The organism is Tissierella praeacuta DSM 18095, assembly GCF_900128955.1.
In the GTDB taxonomy this organism is placed as follows: domain Bacteria; phylum Bacillota; class Clostridia; order Tissierellales; family Tissierellaceae; genus Tissierella; species Tissierella praeacuta.
On the sequence record NZ_FQTY01000004.1, the window covers coordinates 133,262 to 152,559 of the forward strand.

General features: G+C 28.5%; 18 protein-coding genes and 2 other annotated features. Of the genes, 4 read left to right on the forward strand and 14 right to left on the reverse strand.

Annotated features, from left to right (window positions below; all coding sequences use genetic code 11):
- Positions 1-58: 58 nt before the first annotated feature.
- Both BUB33_RS06600 and gloA read right to left on the reverse strand, forming a co-directional pair.
- Positions 59-2,383 (reverse strand): bifunctional diguanylate cyclase/phosphodiesterase, encoded by a 2,325-nt coding sequence (locus tag BUB33_RS06600; RefSeq protein WP_072974577.1) that lies wholly within the window; start codon positions 2,381-2,383, stop codon positions 59-61.
- 151 nt (positions 2,384-2,534) lie between these two features.
- Entirely contained in the window at positions 2,535-2,915 is a 381-nt protein-coding gene (gene gloA / locus BUB33_RS06605) for a lactoylglutathione lyase (RefSeq protein WP_072974579.1), read from the reverse strand.
- 139 nt (positions 2,916-3,054) lie between these two features.
- On the opposite strand from gloA, the gene BUB33_RS06610 reads away from it, so the two are divergent.
- A complete protein-coding gene (locus BUB33_RS06610) occupies positions 3,055-3,297 on the forward strand; it encodes a DUF2249 domain-containing protein (RefSeq protein ID WP_084725226.1) in 243 nt (80 codons plus the stop codon).
- A gap of 130 nt (positions 3,298-3,427) precedes the next feature.
- Entirely contained in the window at positions 3,428-4,489 is a 1,062-nt protein-coding gene (mnmH, locus tag BUB33_RS06615; protein WP_072974581.1) for a tRNA 2-selenouridine(34) synthase MnmH, read from the forward strand.
- A 39-nt stretch (positions 4,490-4,528) separates the two neighbouring features.
- Here the strand turns inward: mnmH and BUB33_RS06620 are convergent, their stop codons facing one another.
- The 4 genes from BUB33_RS06620 to cysK form a co-directional block, all read right to left on the reverse strand.
- On the reverse strand, positions 4,529-5,284 hold the full coding sequence (locus tag BUB33_RS06620; protein WP_072974584.1) for a YwaF family protein: 756 nt from the start codon (positions 5,282-5,284) through the stop codon (positions 4,529-4,531).
- A 15-nt stretch (positions 5,285-5,299) separates the two neighbouring features.
- A complete protein-coding gene (gene trpS, locus BUB33_RS06625; RefSeq protein ID WP_115322190.1) occupies positions 5,300-6,292 on the reverse strand; it encodes a tryptophan--tRNA ligase in 993 nt (330 codons plus the stop codon).
- Positions 6,293-6,330: 38 nt separating this feature from the next.
- Positions 6,331-6,535, reverse strand: a binding site (T-box leader).
- Between the two features lie 81 nt (positions 6,536-6,616).
- Positions 6,617-7,159, reverse strand: coding sequence for a serine O-acetyltransferase EpsC (gene epsC / locus BUB33_RS06630; RefSeq protein ID WP_072974586.1), 543 nt, complete (start codon positions 7,157-7,159; stop codon positions 6,617-6,619).
- A 4-nt stretch (positions 7,160-7,163) separates the two neighbouring features.
- Positions 7,164-8,081 (reverse strand): cysteine synthase A, encoded by a 918-nt coding sequence (gene cysK / locus BUB33_RS06635; protein WP_072974589.1) that lies wholly within the window; start codon positions 8,079-8,081, stop codon positions 7,164-7,166.
- A gap of 251 nt (positions 8,082-8,332) precedes the next feature.
- Positions 8,333-8,566, reverse strand: a binding site (T-box leader).
- A 111-nt stretch (positions 8,567-8,677) separates the two neighbouring features.
- Here cysK and BUB33_RS06640 point away from each other — a divergent pair.
- On the forward strand, positions 8,678-9,379 hold the full coding sequence (locus BUB33_RS06640) for a response regulator transcription factor (protein WP_200778150.1): 702 nt from the start codon (positions 8,678-8,680) through the stop codon (positions 9,377-9,379).
- Positions 9,380-9,424: 45 nt separating this feature from the next.
- On the opposite strand, the gene BUB33_RS06645 is transcribed toward BUB33_RS06640, so the two are convergent.
- On the reverse strand, positions 9,425-9,787 hold the full coding sequence (locus BUB33_RS06645) for a hypothetical protein (RefSeq protein ID WP_072974593.1): 363 nt from the start codon (positions 9,785-9,787) through the stop codon (positions 9,425-9,427).
- Between the two features lie 241 nt (positions 9,788-10,028).
- On the opposite strand from BUB33_RS06645, the gene BUB33_RS06650 reads away from it, so the two are divergent.
- Positions 10,029-11,402 carry a sensor histidine kinase gene (locus BUB33_RS06650; RefSeq protein WP_072974595.1) on the forward strand — a complete coding sequence of 458 codons (1,374 nt, stop codon included), beginning with the start codon at positions 10,029-10,031 and terminating at the stop codon, positions 11,400-11,402.
- Here the strand turns inward: BUB33_RS06650 and BUB33_RS06655 are convergent.
- The 7 genes from BUB33_RS06655 to BUB33_RS06685 all read right to left on the reverse strand — a co-directional run bounded on the left by BUB33_RS06655 (position 11,399) and on the right by BUB33_RS06685 (position 19,057).
- Positions 11,399-12,514 (reverse strand): GerAB/ArcD/ProY family transporter, encoded by a 1,116-nt coding sequence (locus tag BUB33_RS06655; protein WP_072974597.1) that lies wholly within the window; start codon positions 12,512-12,514, stop codon positions 11,399-11,401. The genes BUB33_RS06650 and BUB33_RS06655 overlap by 4 nt on opposite strands.
- A gap of 5 nt (positions 12,515-12,519) precedes the next feature.
- A complete protein-coding gene (locus BUB33_RS06660; RefSeq protein WP_072974599.1) occupies positions 12,520-13,767 on the reverse strand; it encodes a Ger(x)C family spore germination protein in 1,248 nt (415 codons plus the stop codon).
- A complete protein-coding gene (locus tag BUB33_RS06665; RefSeq protein ID WP_072974601.1) occupies positions 13,754-15,196 on the reverse strand; it encodes a spore germination protein in 1,443 nt (480 codons plus the stop codon). The genes BUB33_RS06660 and BUB33_RS06665 overlap by 14 nt, the downstream gene beginning before the upstream one ends.
- 183 nt (positions 15,197-15,379) lie before the next feature.
- Positions 15,380-16,660: an amidohydrolase gene (locus BUB33_RS06670; protein ID WP_234950001.1), complete on the reverse strand. Its 1,281-nt coding sequence runs from the start codon at positions 16,658-16,660 to the stop codon at positions 15,380-15,382.
- Positions 16,661-16,679: 19 nt separating this feature from the next.
- Positions 16,680-17,207, reverse strand: a complete 528-nt coding sequence (locus BUB33_RS06675; RefSeq protein WP_072974603.1) for an ECF transporter S component — start codon at positions 17,205-17,207, stop codon at positions 16,680-16,682.
- 33 nt (positions 17,208-17,240) lie between these two features.
- The gene (locus tag BUB33_RS06680; protein WP_072974605.1) at positions 17,241-17,669 is read right to left on the reverse strand and encodes a DUF1893 domain-containing protein; all 429 of its coding nucleotides are present in this window, start codon (positions 17,667-17,669) and stop codon (positions 17,241-17,243) included.
- Between the two features lie 20 nt (positions 17,670-17,689).
- Positions 17,690-19,057 carry an MATE family efflux transporter gene (locus BUB33_RS06685; protein WP_072974608.1) on the reverse strand — a complete coding sequence of 456 codons (1,368 nt, stop codon included), beginning with the start codon at positions 19,055-19,057 and terminating at the stop codon, positions 17,690-17,692.
- Positions 19,058-19,298: the final 241 nt, after the last annotated feature.

Sequence of the window (19,298 nt, forward strand, 5' to 3'; positions counted from 1 at the left end):
TTCAAATTACGATTCTATTACAAACATAATATTATTATAAATTTAGAAAAAAACATGTCTATTTAAACATTTTTTCTATTTCTTGAGGTTCAATAGGTTTACTAATTAAATATCCTTGAATTTTATCACATTTTTTTTGTTTTAAATAATCTAGTTGCTCTAAGGTTTCTACACCCTCTGCAATAGTCTTTATTTTTATAGATTTAGCCATATTTATAATAGTAGTTACAATAGTTTTTGAGTTTTTATTACTTAACATATCATTAATAAATGAGCGGTCTATTTTTAAGGTATCAATAGGAAAACGTGTAAAATAGGCTAATGAGGAATAACCTGTACCAAAATCATCTATAGATATACGAACCCCCATGTTCTTTAATTCTTTCATTTTAAGAAGTTTCTCATCTACCCTATCCATAGCTATTCTTTCTGTTATTTCTAATTCCAAGTATCTAGCCTCTAATCCCGTTTCTTCTAAAGTTTCTTTTACTATGTCAACAAAATTTGTTTGCTCAAATTGAATAGCTGAAACATTTACTGATATTATAATTGGTTGATAACCTTTATTTTGCCATTGTTTATTCTGTCTACAAGCTTCTTTTAAAGCCCATTTGCCTATTTCTATTATTAATCCATTTTGTTCAGCCATCTGTATTACTATTATTGGAGAAATATTTTTATGTAAAGGATTTATCCATCTAAGTAATGCTTCTGCTCCTATTATCTTTCCAGTTGATACTTCTATAATAGGTTGATATACTAATTTAAATTCATTATTTTCAATTGCATGATATAGTGCATTATCAATTTTTTGTTCTTCTTTAATTAATTTTTCCAATTCATAATTATAGAATTTATAATGATTACCTCCCATTTTCTTAGTTATGAGCTTTGCTATTGTAGCTTGATGTACGATTTCTTCTATTGATATATTATAATCCATGATAATACTTGCTCCAATACTTACTCTCATAACAAATTGATTATCATTAAGTTTCATATCTCCACTACATAAATTCCATAATCCTTTTATACGATTCTCAATACTTTCTATATCATCTCCATATAAAAACAAAATAAACTCATCACCTAAGAACCTTGCTACTAATTCTTCATTATTTAAAAATTCCTTGAGCCTATTTGAAAAATTATAAAGTACCATATCTCCAAAATCAAAGCCATAAATACTATTTATTCTTTTAAAATCATCTATGGATATTATTACAATAGATATTGCCATTTTTTTATTGCCTAACTTATTCATTTTATGAGGGATCTCTAAAAAGAAACCATTGCAATTATATAATCCTGTAACTTTATCTCTATAAGTTAAATCTTTTATTTCCCCTAACATTTTATTAAAGCTTTTTGCCGCCATACCTAATTCATTAGATATTGCTTCATTAGCCATTACATTGAGATTTCCATTAGCCGCTTTTTCAAATACTTCTTTTAATTCTAAAATTGGTTTGGATAAGCTTTTAGAATAAAAAAATGAAAATATAATTACTGATATTAATACAATTATAATAGCAGCTATTATAGTATTTTTAACTCCGTTTATATCATTGCAAATGTCCTTTTCAGAAATTGAAATAATATACATCCAATTAGGTGAATTGTCAATACTCCTAAAAAAGCCTAACATCTTTTCCCCATTTATATCTAAATATTCAATAACTCCAGAATCATCAGTTGAAATTTTACTTATTTGATTATCATCAATTATATAATCTCTTATATTCTTTTGTAATGGAGCATTTGAATCTGGGTGAGCAACTACTAAACCATCCCTATTTATTATCCATCCATATCCAGTTGTCTTTAAGTTTATATCTCTAACTATTTGATTTAAGAATTCAATATTTATTACACTATTCACCAAACCAATTACTTCATTCTTCTCATTACTAATACTATGAGAAACAATTAAAACAGGTTTATCAGATTCATGAACATATGGGATATACAATGGTTGTGAAATTACATATTTCTTTTTCTCAATAAAAATACTCTTATATTGTTCTTGACTTGAAATATCAAATTCGTCCATTAATGTTGACCATGCTTCGCCATTAGGAGATGCTATAGTCATATTTCTATATTTATTATCTAGTACCAGGCTAGGCAAATAAGTTTTTATTTTTTCCAAATCCATAGTTCTTATTATTGGAGATCTTGATATTATTGTTATTTGCTCAACAAATCCTTCTAATTCTTTAGCTACTTCATCTGCTCTAGCATCTACTATCTCACCATACTGTGCTTTAATATGATTTGGAAGTTCATTTAATTTTAAATCAGATAAAATAAGCAATAGTCCAAATAGTACTATTGACCCTATCATAAGATATATTAGTATTTGATTTCTAATGGATTTCATACTATTATCACCGTTTTTCTTTAAATAGTATTAGGTTTATGGATTAATACATTGTTTCAAAATATTATATCTATTTTTAGACTTTTTTCGACAAAACAAGTCCTAAAAATTACCTCTATATTTTAGAGGTAATTTTTTATTTACTTAACTATTAAGCTCTTATAATTTCTATATCATAACCATCTGGATCTGTTACAAAATAATATCTTGGTTTTTCACCTGGAAGTCCCATTAGTTCTGTAACTTCATATCCCATTTTTTTATGCATTTCTCTTGAAGCTTCTAAGTCTTTTATACTAAATGCCATATGACTAAATCCATCACCAATTACATATGGTTTTTCTGGATTATAGTTATATGTTAATTCTATTTCATGTTGTCCTAACTCATCGGATAAAAAGACCAATGTAAATTCATCTTCTGGAAAATCTTTTCTTCTAGTTTCTACTAACCCTAAAGCATCTTTATAAAATTTTAAAGATTTTTCTAAATCCATTACTCTTATACAAGTATGGAGCATTTTGAAATTCATTCTTTAAATCACTCCTTCTATAATTTACTTAATTATTTACATTATAGCTTATTTTATATAAATATTATAGCTATTTTCCTTATAAAATAATATTTTATATTATGGGAATAATAATTTAAAATCATTAGGAGGAGATAGTATGTCCATAATGGAATTAGATACTAGAGGATATGAAACAAATGATGTAAATAGCGTTGTTTTACGTACTTTTGATTCTTTACCTGTAGGTGAAAAAATGGTATTAATAAATGATGCAGATCCCTCTCATGTATTTAATCAATTAGAAGAAAAAAGATTTGGTAAATTTGAATGGGAATATATTGAAGAAGGACCCGATATATGGAAGGTATCCTTAGCTAAAAAATACCTTAACTATATATAAAGTAGATAGCAATTTTGCTATCTACTTTATTATTATAAAATTTTTTTATGCAATTTTACTTGTTATAGAGAAAACTTATGATATATAATAGCATATGTGTAATTTAATTTTAATAGAAGAAGGGAATTTTATGTTTGAAATTGTTAGTTATGAAGATGTAGACGAAAAAAGAATAAATGAAAATCATATATTAATAGATGTTCGTTCTCCTAGTGAATATAAATCTGAAACTATACCAGGTGCTTATAATATACCAATTTTCAATGATAAAGAAAGGGAGTTAATCGGTACAATTTACAAACAAGAAAGTATTGAAAAGGCAAAAAAAATTGGTATAGAAACCGCCTCAAAACATCTTCCAAATATCTATGAACAGGTTTTAGAATTTGATAAAAAATATAATAATCTTATATTTTTTTGTGCTAGAGGAGGTTTTAGGAGTAGCTCCTTAGTTTCTCTTTTTAAATCCATTGGCATAAACGCCATAAAGCTTGATGGGGGATATAAAGGATATAGGAAATATATAAACAGCCATCTTCCACAGATAGTAAAAAAAATTAAGTTTATAGTTCTCTATGGTAATACTGGAACGGGCAAAACTAATATTTTAAAATGCCTTAATGAAAAAGGAATTGATATTCTTGATCTAGAAGGTTGTGCTAATCATAGAGGTTCTGTCCTGGGGAATGTTGGACTTGGTGAACAAAATACTCAAAAAATGTTTGAATCCCTTGTTTATGAATCCCTAAAAAACAGAAAAACAAATCTTGTATTTGTAGAAGGAGAAAGTAAAAGAATAGGGAAAGATATAATTCCAGATTATTTATATAATGCTATGAAGAGTGGAATAAATATAAAAATTGAAGCTAATATAGAAAAAAGAGTTGACAATCTTTTCACTGAATACGTTCATGATACGGATAATGAGTTGATATCTTCATTGAATTATCTTAGAAAATATTTAGGAGATAAAAATATTGACAAATATATAGAACTAATTGCTAATCATGAATATAGACAAGTGATAGAGGAATTAATAATAAAATATTATGATCCTCTTTATGAGCATAATAATAGAAAATATAGTGCAGTTTTTAGCAGTAGTAATACTTCTAAAACAAGTGAAAAGATAATGGAATGGACTAGAACCTTTTTCGTCAATACAGAAGAAAATAAAACAGGGGCAAAGTAATAGCCCCTATTTTATTTTGTTAAAATGTCATATTACATCCTAAGCAGTTTTTACCAAATCTTCATCTATATCTAATATTCTATACGCAGTTTTAGCTGACAAATATACCAAAATCATTAATATATTAAATATAAAAAATACAGTTACAGTATATACATTTGGTGACATAAATTTTTGAAAAAATATTCTGGCAAAAGGTGGTTCATTTAGGTAGCAATAATTAGATTTAGTGAATATATTAAAAAAGTAAATAAACAAATGGTAAATATTAGTAAAGTATAAAATTGATTTTAAACTACTTTTATCTATCCTATGCTCATCAACCACTAATATATATACTATAGACCACAATAAACTAATATGTCCTAAGAAGTAGGAAATATTAGTATAATGGGGAAATGAGAATGGATATACATCAATAGGCATCATAATAACTAATATAGAACCTATAATTCCCCAATAACATCCTACATTTTTAAATATCTTTTTATCTGTTATAAAAGCAAGAATCGTAAAAATAATAGCAATCCTACAATTATATAGTGGCAAACTTTCTTTTATAGTGCCATATCCAGAAAAATAATACCAAAGATATAATATTACCTGTTGTAAAGACAAAACAATAATCATTAATATTTTAAATTTCCTTCCCATTTGGGAATTCTTAAGTTTTCTTTTATTTAACAATATAAATTCAATTCCCATAAACGCAATTAACACAATTACCAAATGTGCTAAACTCCATATTGGAAACACATATCCATCTGGATTGCCTCTAAAAAACATCTTAATCATTCAATAAATCCACTCCTACCTTGGTATAAACCCTACTTTTTTATATACCTTTCTCAGAGTTTTCATAGCTTGATATTCCGCCTTTTCTGATCCCTCCTTATATATCTTCTCTAGATAATCCTTATTTTTTCCTAAATATTCAAATTTATCATGAATAGGTGAAAGACCTTCTACTACTATCTCTGCTAAATCCTCCTTAAATTTTCCATATCCCTGACCTTCATAACGATTTACTATTTTTGATATTTCTTCATTTGAAAATATGCTATAAATTGTTAGTAAATTTTTCAACCCTAACTGCTCATCATTATAGGACATCAATCCTAAGGAATCTGTAACAGCCCTTTTTATTTTTCTTCTTATTGCATCTTTATTATCTAAAATCAATATATATCCATTTTCATCTAAATCTGATTTACTCATCTTTGCCTCTGGATTTTGAAGACTCATTATTCTCGCTCCAAATTCTTTTATCAATGGTTCTGGAACTTTAAATGTATCACTATATTTATTATTAAATCTTATGGCTAAATCTCTAGCTAACTCTAAATGCTGCTTTTGATCTTCTCCTACTGGAACTAAATCAGCCTGATATAAAAGTATATCTGATGCCATCAATACTGGATAAGTAAATAAAGCAGCATTTAAATTTTCTTCTGATTTTCTCGATTTTTCTTTATACTGAGTCATTCTATTTAATTGCCCCATATATGATATACTATTTAATATCCAAGTTAATTCAGCATGAGCTGGCACATGAGACTGAATAAATATAGTAGATTTTTCTGGATCCATTCCACAAGCTAGATACAATGCCAATACATCCAATGTATTTTTTCTAAGATCCTTTGGTATTTGTGGAACTGTAATAGCATGCATATCAACAATACAATAATAACAGTCATATTCTTCCTGTAATTCTACCCAATTTTTTATAGCTCCTATATAGTTCCCAATAGTCAATGCACCTGATGGTTGCACCCCACTAAATACAGTTTTCTTTTCCATTATAATCCCTCCTATAATAAAAACCCTTTCATCTCTAATAAAGAGACGAAAGGGTAATTTCCGCGGTACCACTCTTCTTGCTAAAAGCCAACTTTAATCCTATAAGGTGGATAAATCCTATATCTTACTTATTTCAGATATAAACTCACAAGTCCATTCATCATAATAGTATCACTAGGCTTCCACCATTCCTAGCTCGCTTTAGACCTTTTTATGATTACTATTCTTGTTCATTGCCTATTATTCATTATTATATATTATATACTATATGACTTTATTGTAAATACTTTTTTTAAAAAATATACATAATCATTCTTTTTATAATTATACAACATAAATATAGCTATTATAATTTTTTCTAACTACTTTTGCTGGAGCACCAACTGCCGTAGAATATGGTGGTATGTCTTCTAGGACTACAGAATTAGCCCCTATTTTAGCTCCCTTTCCAATAGTTATAGGACCCAGTATCTTTGCACCTGCACCAATTATAACATCATCTTCTATAGTTGGATGTCTTTTACTGCCTTTTTCTCCGCCTATTCCTCCAAGAGTTACACCATGATACATTAATACATTATCTCCTATTTCTGCTGTTTCACCTATTACTACACCCATTCCATGATCTATAAATAAATTTTTCCCAATTCTTGCTCCAGGATGTATTTCTATACCCGTTACCCTTCTAGCATGTTGTGATACTATCCTAGATAATATAAATCTATTTTTTCTATATAATTTATTGGCTATCTTATAATAAAATATTGATTTTAAACTTGGATAGCAGAATATTGCCTCAAAAAGATTCTTCGCTGCTGGATCTTTTTCTAGTATATTTTTTCCTTCTTCTATGAAAAATCTAAACATAGAATCACTCTCCATTAAATAAATCTGTAGATAAATACCTTTCACCTGTATCAGGAAGAATAGTTAGTACTCTCTTACCTTCACCTAATTTTTTTGCAATTATATTTGCAGCAGCAACATTTGCTCCCGATGAAATTCCACATAATATACCTTCTTCTAAAGCCAATCTCTTTGCATAGAAGTATGAAGTTTCTTCATCAATACTTAGTATCTCATCTACTATATCCTGTGCAAATATATCTGGTATAAAATTTGCACCTATACCTTGGATTTTATGGCTATTTGGCTCCCCTCCTGTTAGAACTGGAGATTTAGATGGCTGTACTGCTACTATTAATATATCTCTATTATATTCCTTTAACCTCTTACCTACTCCTGATACTGTACCTCCTGTTCCAACTCCCGCTACAAAAGCATCTATATCTCCATCAGTTTCCTCTAGTATTTCTACACCTGTTGTTTCATAGTGAGCTACTAAATTGTTTTTATTTCCAAATTGATTTGGAAGAAAATAATTATTATTCTTAGCTAATCTTTCTGCTAACTCTACAGAACCTGACATTCCATATTTCCCTTCAGTCAATATAATCTTTGCTCCATAAGCCTGCATTAGTTTTCTTCTTTCAATGCTCATAGTATCCGGCATAACTAATATTACATTATATCCCTTTGCCGCTCCCATCATAGCTAATCCAATACCAGTATTTCCACTTGTAGGTTCAATTATAGTTCCACCTTTAGTTAAAATTCCTTCTTTTTCCGCAGCTTCTATCATATACAAAGCTGCCCTATCTTTTACACTTCCAGAAGGATTAAAGGATTCAATCTTTACAAGTATTTCTGCATTGCCTTTTTCCTTAATATTATTTAATCTTACGATTGGTGTTTTTCCTACAGTTTCTACAATATTGTTTAATACCATACCAATACCTCCTAAAATATATTTTATACTTCAGACTATAAAAACAGCAGTCTTAATTTATCTCAAGGTATAATTCTATACCCCTATATGACTTGCAACAGAAATCACAAGTTTCGTAGATTTAATCCTAAGGAACACTTTTAATTATGAATTCTAAATTAAAGTTCCTTCTTGTTGTCTTTGCCTACCTGAAATTCATCTCATTCCGAGATAGAGAATAAAAAAACCTTTTACCCATGTATAAATAAATATACAGAGGCAAAAGGTAAGTTTCGCGGTTCCACTCTGCTTGAGGTAATCCCCAGCTCAATTCAAGTACTTTCATACTCTAGTTCTATAACGGGAACCACCGTATAAGTCTACTAAATTTTTCGACTTTATGCTCATTGGTGCACTTCAAATATATATCGTATAGATTCCTCCCACCAATAGAATCCTCTCTTAGATACTCCATATAATTTACTTTACCAATTCATAGCATTTTAGTATGTTTTAAATATTATATTCAAGTATAACATAATAGTTCACAAAAATAAAGTATTTTTTTATTTTTTATTTTAGTTTTTTCGGGTAAAATGATTGTGAGGTGATTAATTTTGGATTATATAAATGTATTATTAGTAGAAGACGAAAAAAATATTTCAGATGTTATAAACGCATATCTAATTAAAGAAAACTTTAATGTATTCTTAGCTAATGATGGACAAAAAGCTTTAGATTTATTTAGAAATAATAATATTCATTTGATTATATTGGATTTAATATTACCTAAAATTTCAGGCGAAGAAGTATGTAAAAGAATAAGAAGTATATCTGATGTGCCAATTATAATGCTAACTGCTAAAACCCATGAAGATGAAAGGATAGAAGGCTTATCCATAGGTGCTGATGATTACATATTAAAGCCCTTTAGTCCTAGAGAGTTAATTAGTCGAGTAAAAGCATTGCTGAGAAGGGCTTACCCTAATTCTAGACCTTCGGCAGAAAAACTTAGTTTCAATAATGGGGATTTAGAAATTGAAGTAGACAAAATGATAGTTAGAAAGAATAATAAAATTATCAACTTAACAACAAATGAATTTAAAGTATTATTAGCTCTTATATCTAATATAAACCATGTTCTTTCCAGAGAACAATTGATAGAATTTTCTCTTGGTTCTGGTTATGAAGGTTTTGATAGAACAATAGATACTCATATAAAAAACATTAGACAAAAAATTGAAAATAACCCAAAATACCCAAAATATATTCATACAATTTACGGTGCAGGATATAAATTTGAAATAGAAAAACAATAAGTTCACTTTATGGTGCCAGGCACCATAAAGTGAACTTATTGTTTCCTAATTATTCCCTCTTACTATACCTCTTCCTCTACCAAATCCCATTCCTCTTCCCATGCCAAGTCCACTACATCCCCTTGGCATAAATCCATTTTCAGCATGGAATTCTTCCATATACTTGAAATGTTCTTCCCATGATTTTGCTTCTTCTTCCGTTATTAATCCATTCTCCAATGCATTTTTTATCTGTTCCTTTTTATATTCAGTTCTTTCTTTAAACCATGCCTCTCTATCTTCTGTGCTTAAACTTATATTTCTATTTCCAGGAATTATAGTTGGCGTTTTTACTGTATCAGCATATGCAACTAAGGAACCAACTCCTAAACTTAATACTAAAGCTCCTGTTAATAATACTTTTTTCATAAAACATCTCTCCTTTCATTTTGTGATTTTATTATATCTACAAAATGTGAAGGAAATATGAAGAAAATAAAATTATCTTAAATTTCTTCATAATGACTTCAAAATTAACTGTTATAATATGATTATATAAAAAATAAAATTTTTCTATTGATTATAGTATAATCTTAAAAAATTCATATTGTCGTAGGTAGTCTATATTTATTATTTTTAACCTTCCTTGACAATTATTGGAGGAATATATATGAAACTTTCTAAAAAACTTACTCTTAGCTTTATATTTTCAATACTTACTTCTATCATAATTATTAGCATTATATCAAATTTAATGATAAATAATAGGTTTGAAAATTATCTTGCTGAAGAAAAGCAGCGTAAACTTAATCAAATATCTGATGAAATAAATAATTTATATAATAAAAATGGATATAAGCTATATCAAAGAGAAATCAATTCCTATGCTTCCTTAGAAAATATATATATTGAAATTAAAGACTTAAATAATAGGGTTTTATACAGTTCAACAAATAGAACTGGAATGAAAGGAATGGGTGGTATGCATAGACAAATGATGAAAATGCATAATATTCCTGAAGGAAATTATGTAGAAAAATCCTATCCATTGCTTGAAGGAAATAATGAAGTAGGAAAGCTAATTATAGGGTATATTGATAATTCTTATTTAACTGAATCTGCAGTTCTTTTTAAAGATACTCTAACTAAATCCTTTTTTATCTCAGCTGTATTTACAGTTCTCATGGGATTAGCAAATAGTGCCATACTATCTAAATCTTTAACCAATCCCTTATTAGAAATAAGAAATACAGCTGTTGAAATGCGTAAAGGTAATTTGAATAAGAAATCTAATATAAATACTAATACAATAGAAATTCTAGAACTATCAGATTCTATTAATTATCTAGGTGAAACATTGAGCAAACAAGAAAATATTAGAAAAAAATATGGGTCTGATATATCTCATGAGCTTAGAACACCTCTAACCACATTGAAAAGTCATTTAGAGGCCATTATTGATGGTATATGGGAACCCAGTCAAGAACATTTAAATATCTTGATGAAGGAAATAGATAGGTTGTCTAATCTAGTTGATAAACTTAAAGATTCTTTTAAGTTGGAGGAATTAGAACTTATTTTAAATTACACTAAGTTTAATATTTCTACAGAACTAAATAATATTATTACAACACTTAAACCTCTATATACTAAAAATGGTTTTTACATTGAATCTGAAATAGAAGATAATATTGAAATTAAAATGGATAAAGATAAACTAAAACAAATCATGTATAATTTACTTTCTAACTCTATTAAATATCTTAATGACGATGGTAAAGTTCTTATTATTCTTAAAAAAGATGAAACTAATGCCATAATTAAAATAATTGACAATGGCATAGGTATAGAGGAAAAAAATCTACCATTTATATTTAATAGATTTTATAGGGCTGATATTTCTATAAATAAAAGCACTAATGGTACTGGACTTGGCTTACCTATTGTAAAATCAATAGTTGATGCTCATAAGGGTACAATAAATATAAATAGTAAATATGGAGAATGGACTGAAGTTATAATAACTCTTCCACTTAATATTTAATTTTTAAGTTTTTCTTGTTCTTCCAATGTCTTTCTCCTAAAAAAGTAAACTATAACAGCTATTAAAGGAATAATAGTTTTAAATATAAAATAATAAATATATTCTGGAAATTTAATTGACTTTATTTCTACCATCATAGGATTAACTTCAGCTATATAAAAGGTTATTAATGCAACCATGATGCATACAATGTATAATAATATATTTCTTGATTCTTTCTTAAATATTTCTTTAAATGCATCAATAGATATGCATAAATATGTTATTATCTTAATTATCATGGCTATTATCCATATAAATATATAAATAGATTCTATTCTTTCAAATGTAAAATATGCTCTGATATTTCTAATATATGCTAAAAAAGGATAATTAAAATGTTTAACTTGCTCTACTCCTAAAGATGATTGTGTTGCTAACACTGTTCCCAATACAAATAATAATGAAATAATACTGGCTTTAATAAAAATTTCATTTATCCTTTTTTTATCTTCAAGACTGGGTACAATCATAGTTAATGAATATATATCTATAAAAACTAGACTCAACTGCATTGCACCAATATTGATATCTAAAAAAGTAGAATCCTTATATATAGGTAGTAGTAGCTTAAAATCCATATTATTATAACCAAGAAAAATAAAAATAATTAAGGAAACCAAAATTATTGGAACCATTAATTCTGAAAATCTCAATATAACTACTAACTCCTTAGAAACAATATATAAACAACTAGCTATTAAAAATAGTATAATTATATAAGTTTTCGTATCTGATAAAAATGAGGCTCTTATCATTTGAACTGAAATATAAGAGAAAAAAATTGCAATGGTAGCAAAGAAAATAGCATAAAGAATTCCTACTATCTTTCCCAATATTTTCCCCAATATTTTCTCCATATATCCAATAATTGTAAACTCCTTAAATTTATTAGCTAAAAATAGCAAAGGTACACATGTTAATATTGTATAAAAAAATGATAATATAATACTTATCCATACATCCTGGTTAGCTGGAGACATATAAACTGGAGACATAATAGTAAGTACAGTAGTTATTCTGCTAATAGTGATAATAAATATTGCTTGTCTTGATGAAACCTTTTCATTCATCTATATTATCTCCTTTTCCTTAAATTGCTAGGTGTATTTATAATTCCAGTCTTGACTATTTTTGTCTCTACATTAACAGTATAGGATATTTCCGGAAATATATTATTCCAGTCATTGGAAATCTCTTTCCACACCTTTGGATATTGTCGGTGAACTATTTCTCCAATGCTAAAGTTATCTTGTTTAAATTCCTTTTGTACCTTATCCATAGTTATAGAAATTAAATCTTCTACTTTTTCAGAGCAAGCCTTTTCAAGTATGCGAATAACCTCAAGATTGCTTATATCTATCCCTTTATTTTCCTCTCCTAAAGAACCACTTAATTTTACATTTATGTTAAGATGTATTTTGCCATCATCTATCTTTATATCCCTTTTTGTTTTGGTCTGTATAATCTCTACTGTAGTGAATTTCCCTTCATTTCCAATTATAGTATTACCTTTGTTTAATCCCTGAGGAGTATTGAATTTTATTAGTCCTCCTTCTATACGACCTGTTATAAAGTTGTAACCAAAGATTTCATCTGATGATAAATATCCAATGAGATAATCTCTACTCAATATTGCACCTCCTGCTACATCTAACATAAACTTTGCAGTATTGTCTTTGGATTTTTGCCGATCTACTTCCTTCTTTTCTATTTTAGTTACAACTCCTATAACAGGCTCATTACCTATATCATAATGATATTTATAATATTCAGACATACTTACCTTTAGGCATTTTCCATTATATTTAAAATCATTTAAAATATCCAATAAATAATCTCCTGATGATTGGCTCAGTTCTCCTTTAACACCTATTATTTCATAAGCTTTTGCTCCTTTTGCAACTAGAATATACATGTTTTCTTTTGCTTCACTATCTCTTAGAAATACATCCATAAACCCAGTAATACCTTTTTTAGCAAACTCTTCACCAAATATAAGTATATTATTATGAGAAAGAAATAATTTTCTATCAAAATTTAGCGTAATATTTCTAACTGCTTCAAATACTGTCTCACCTACACTTTGAGCAAATACACTACCTGTAGGATTAGGACTTATGCCTGATGATGAATTAGATGAATTATTGGATATGGGATTCATTATTTCACAAGTAATGATTATCTTATCATCTTCCAAATCAATTCCGATTGATGTAACTAGTGCCAAAGTTTGCAATTGACGGCTTCCTGTGCAAGATAATGAAAGTAGAGAAATTATTATTAAGTATACTGCCATAATTAGATTTTTTTTATTTTTTGTCATATATTTCATTCCTTTTTATTGCCTTTTTATTTGATAGAGCTCTTGGTCTATAATTTGTTTCCTTTACAGAACGCATAAAAATAAAATCTTTCATGCCTTCTTTATCATATGGAGCAATGGGATACATGTAAGGAACACCAAAGGATTTTAATGAAATAAGATGAACCAATATTATTGATATTCCGCAAACTATACCATATAATCCTAAAAAACCACCTAACAAAAGTATTATTAATCTATATATAACTATCATTTCCCTCTGACTGGGAATTATAAACTCTGATATTCCTGCAATTGCTATAACAATAACCATGATAGGTCCAACTAAACCTGCTTGAACAGCTGTCTGACCTAGTACTATACCGCTTACTACAGTTACTGCAGTTCCTATATTATTCGGTATTCTTAGTCCTGATTCTTTAATTAATTCAAAAAATAAAATCATAAGTAATGCCTCTACTAAAGCAGTAAAAGGTACTTCCTCTATATTCTTAGCCATAGATACAAGTAGTTTTGCTGGTATCATTTCTTGATGAAAAGTTTTTAATGCTACAAAAAAACCTGGTAAAACCACTGAAGTAATTAAAGCAAAAAGTCTTAATATCCTAAGAAATGTTGCATATTGCGGTCTTGAGTAATAGTCATCAGCCATTTGTAGGTTTTCTATAAATACTTTAGGTACAGTTAAAACATCAGGAGAGCCATCACAAATAATTGCAATTCTTCCTTCCAAAATTTTTCCAACTACTACATCAGGCTTTTCTGAATGTCCAATTGTACATATAACAGTTCTTGGAGCATCTTCAATATAACGTTCTAAATATCCTGTATCTAGGATACTATCTATTTGAATTTCTTGTATCCTTCTTCTCAGTTCATCTAATATTTCTTGCTTTACTATGCCATTTATATAAGCTAAAGAAATCTTCGTATTAGTTTGTACACCTAATGTATAATCTTCAAATACTAGTTTACTATTCCTAACTTTACGTCTTATCAGAACTTTGTTTACTTTTATATCTTCAATAAAACCTTCTTTGGGGCCTCTTACTACCCGTTCAGTGCCTGGCTCAGTTATTGCCCTGTTTTCCCACTTATTTAAATCAAAGATATATGCTAATTCCATATTTTCAATAAACAGAATTACTTCACCATCTGTTATTGGTTGAATAACTTCCTGTATACTAGATATTTTTTTAGTTTTTGAAATAAAAACTGTAGATAAAATATCTTGTGGAATTATCAAGTACTGAATTAACGGCTTTAATAAATCTTCATTTAATACTTTATTATCAATTAGTCCCTCTATATATACAACTAATGCCCTATCTTCAGACAAAGTATTAAACTCATATAATACTAAATCACTGGATTCATTAAATATTCTATTTATTTCTTCTCTATTGGATTCAATGCTCTTTGAAATCAAAGCTTACACCTACCTATTTTTATGCTTCTAGTAATTGGAATTATTGACAAATAACACAAAAAATATAATAGTCATTAGCGTTTTTGCACTAATGACTATTATATTTAAATAGGACAATATAGGAATCACTCATTATATAAGATTTATAAAGAATTATAATAGTCCTTTCATAAATAAAACTTATTATCTTGTAATTAAATCCTTAGCATGTTTTTCTGCCATAAATTTTATCTTCTCTACATCTAAGGTTTTCACTTCCCTCTTTTCCATTATTATCTTACCGTCTACTAATACAGTATCAACATCTGAAGCCTGAACTGAATATGCCAAAGAGGAAATAATATTATGATGTGGATAAAGATGGGGCTTATCTATATCTATCAACACTATATCTGCCTTCTTTCCTACTTCTATAGAACCTATTTCCTCATTCCATCCTAATGCTTTTGCTCCATTTACAGTTGCCATTTCTAAGGCTGATATGGCTGGAACCGATATTGCATTTAAATTAACAGCCTTATTTATAATAGCCGCTAAATTAATTTCTTCAAACATATTCAAATTATTGTTAGACGAAGAACCATCAGTACCTAATGCTACTGAAACTCCTTTATTTAACATCTGTGCTACTGGTGCAAATCCACTAGCTAATTTAAAATTACTACCTGGATTATTTACTGGAAATACATTCTTTTCTTTTATTATCTCAATATCTTCATCATCTACATGAACACAATGTGCTGCTATGGTATGCAAGTCTAATATTCCTAAATCATATACATGTTTAATTGGAGATTTGCCATATAATTTAAAGCTATCTTCTATCTCTTTCTTAGTTTCAGAAAGATGTATATGAATTCCTGTATTTAATTCTTTAGCCAAATTAAATGATTCTATTAGGAAGTCTGGACTACAAGTATAGGGTGCATGAGGTGCTACCATTACTTTAATCCTTCCATTTGCCTTACTATTCCAATTATTAAACAATTCTTTTGTCTCTTTAAGTTTAGCTTTGGCATCATTATCCTCTATTAATCCTCTTGTAAGTACTCCTCTCATACCAGATTCTTCTAACCCTTTACCTACTTCATCCATAAAGAAATACATATCACAGAAAGCTGTTGTACCTCCTTGAATCATCTCAACCATACTTAGTAAAGAGCCCCAATATACATCTTCTCCTCTAAGATTTGCCTCTGTAGGCCAGATTTTTTTTGTCAGCCAATCATGTAATGGTAAATCATCAGCAAAATTTCTAAGCAAGGACATACCTATATGTGTATGAGCATTTATTAATCCTGGCATAGCTATTTTATTTTTTCCATCAATTACTCTTTCCACCTGTATATCTTCTCTTATCTCACCAATGTGAGTAATTATATTATCTTTTATATATATATTTGTATTTTTTATTACTTCATTTTTCCCATCAATAGGTACCAAATCAATATTTTTAATTAACATACTTATCCTCCCCAATTTATTAATCTAAATCTATAGTTGTATATTTCACTATACTATATACTAAACTAGGTACTAAAATCAATTGAATTATAATACCAGGAATAGCAGTTGTAACTCCTCCTATGATAAAAAACATAGGATCCATCTTAACTTCAAAAAAAGCTGCTAATATAAATACTACAAATCCTGCCATTATCCTTCCAGATATCATAGATACTATTAAAGAAATTACAGAAGGCATTTTTAACTTCCTATATAATATTGAAGTCACTAAACCATAGATACCCAATTCAAAAATCATAATCACTGTCATTGGAAACAATGGAGGCATACCTGTAATTAAAGAATTAAGTATTGGTGTTAACATACCCAATATTAATGCCAAATAAGGTGGTAATAGAAATCCTCCTATTAAAACTGGAATATGCATAGGTAAAAATACATTCCCAGGAATTCCTGTTGTATGAAATATAGTTGGTACAATAATTCCTATTGCCAATAACACTCCAGCTATAACTAATTTTCTAGTATTGTTTTTTTCGTACATATAACCTCTTCCTTTCTGCAGATAGCAAAACTATCAATTATTATTTATTGATATAAAAAATTCCTTTATTCTTTGTAATAGTACTATAGGATCCTTCGTATCTAAAGAAAGCTTTTCTATAGGACAATAATCAGTTTTATCTCTATTTTTAATATATGAACAAGATCTATCCATAGTATATGGAATTTTATATTCTTCTAGAATTGAAAGTCCACCTTCTGATATCAATTCGCCATATACTTCTTTGATTCCAATATAAGTACATAGAATAGCTGCACCCTTACCTATTACCCTATCAGCCAATGAAGCATCATATGACCTTGCTTTCATCTCAGTAGCCAAAATATACATAGGTTTAATACCTTTATCCTTTGATTTAAAAACTACTTCACCATTTTTTACGGCTACCAGTGCTAAATCTTCCTTTACTAAAAGTTCCTTTGCTATGTCTATATCCTTCATATCCTCACCCTTTCTGTTTTTTATTCAATAGTCAATGCATTATTCTCAAAAATATCCTTTTTCTTAAAATACCAATAGGAAAAGAATAGTCTAAAACACATATCCATTCCAATACCTATCCAAATCCATAATATATCTGCATTGAATATATACGCCATTATCATAACGAACGGAACCCTAATAATCCAAAGTCCTATCCCTGCGTTTATCATAGGAACCTTTGCATAACCAGCCCCTCGCAAAGCTCCATTTAATACTCCTGATATGTTTTGAGGAAGTTGTGCAACTCCCATTACAAATAAATACATAGCTCCCATTCTAATAACTTCATCTTCTTTTACTAATAAGCTCATTATTTGTTTTGGAAATACAATAAGTATAAATGTAGCAAATATGGTTACAATTATAGTATATTTTATTAGTTGTTTAAGATATTTTTTTCCAGTTTCTTTATCTCTACTGCCTAAGGCATACCCTACAAATGTTGTTGCCGCAACCCCAAATCCTGTTGCTGGCATATATGATATAGACTCCGCTTGTAAGCCTAGTTGGTAGGCTGAATAAGCCAATTCTCCATAGGTAAGAATTGCTCTTGTAATAAATATGGATGCTGCCTGCCAAAAAGATGTTTCAAAGGATGTTGGAAGTCCAAGTTTAAGAATAATTAAAGCTTCATCGGATTTAAATTTAAAATCTAATTTTTCCCCCATATTAGATATGATTCCATTTTTCCCAAATAGCATTACTATACCGAATATAGCTGAAACAATATATGCAATATTATAAGCATATCCTGCTCCTAGTAATCCTAAGGATTTAATACCTACTTTTCCAGTTACTAAAATAAATCCCGCAGCAATATTAACTATATTTAATATACCAACAGCAATCATAGGAGTTCTTGCATTTCCCATTCCTTGAAGTATTCCAGAAACTAAGAGTATAATTGCTGCAAAAGGCAGTGACCAAGAAATTATTCTAAGATACAATGCTCCATTTGCAAGTAAATCTGGATTTGGATTAAATACTGTCAATAATGGTTCAGCAAACCAAAAAAGTAATTGTTGAAATATAATAGCTATTCCTATGGACAAAGTAAAAGATTGTTCAGAAATAGATTTCAGTTTTTTATAATTACCTGCTCCATGGGATTGGGCTACTAAAACAGAAGTGCCTGTTGCTATTCCTTTAAATATACCCCACAATATTCTATAAAGAACTGTAGCTATACCTATGGCTCCAACAGCATATGCATCTATTCTGCCAACCATTGCCATAAGTACAATTCCAGCAGTCATTTGTAAAACATTTTCCCCAGTAATAGGTAAAATCATAGATAATATTCTATTTCTAATTATCTTATTCTCTTGTAAAAGTCTTTCTTCCATTCTATATCCCCTTATAGTTAAATTTTATAATGTCCAGCCTAATAATTATAATATATTTCGATACTCTAAACAACCCAATATTTGTATTTAAAACCATACTAATACTATATCATGGGAATTGTAAATAATAAATATAATTTGCTTTTAATCCATAAAAAACAAAAAGTAAATGATAACAATTATCATTTACTTTTCGTTTTTCCTATGCTATACTATTATTGGCTCAAAATTATCGCGGCAA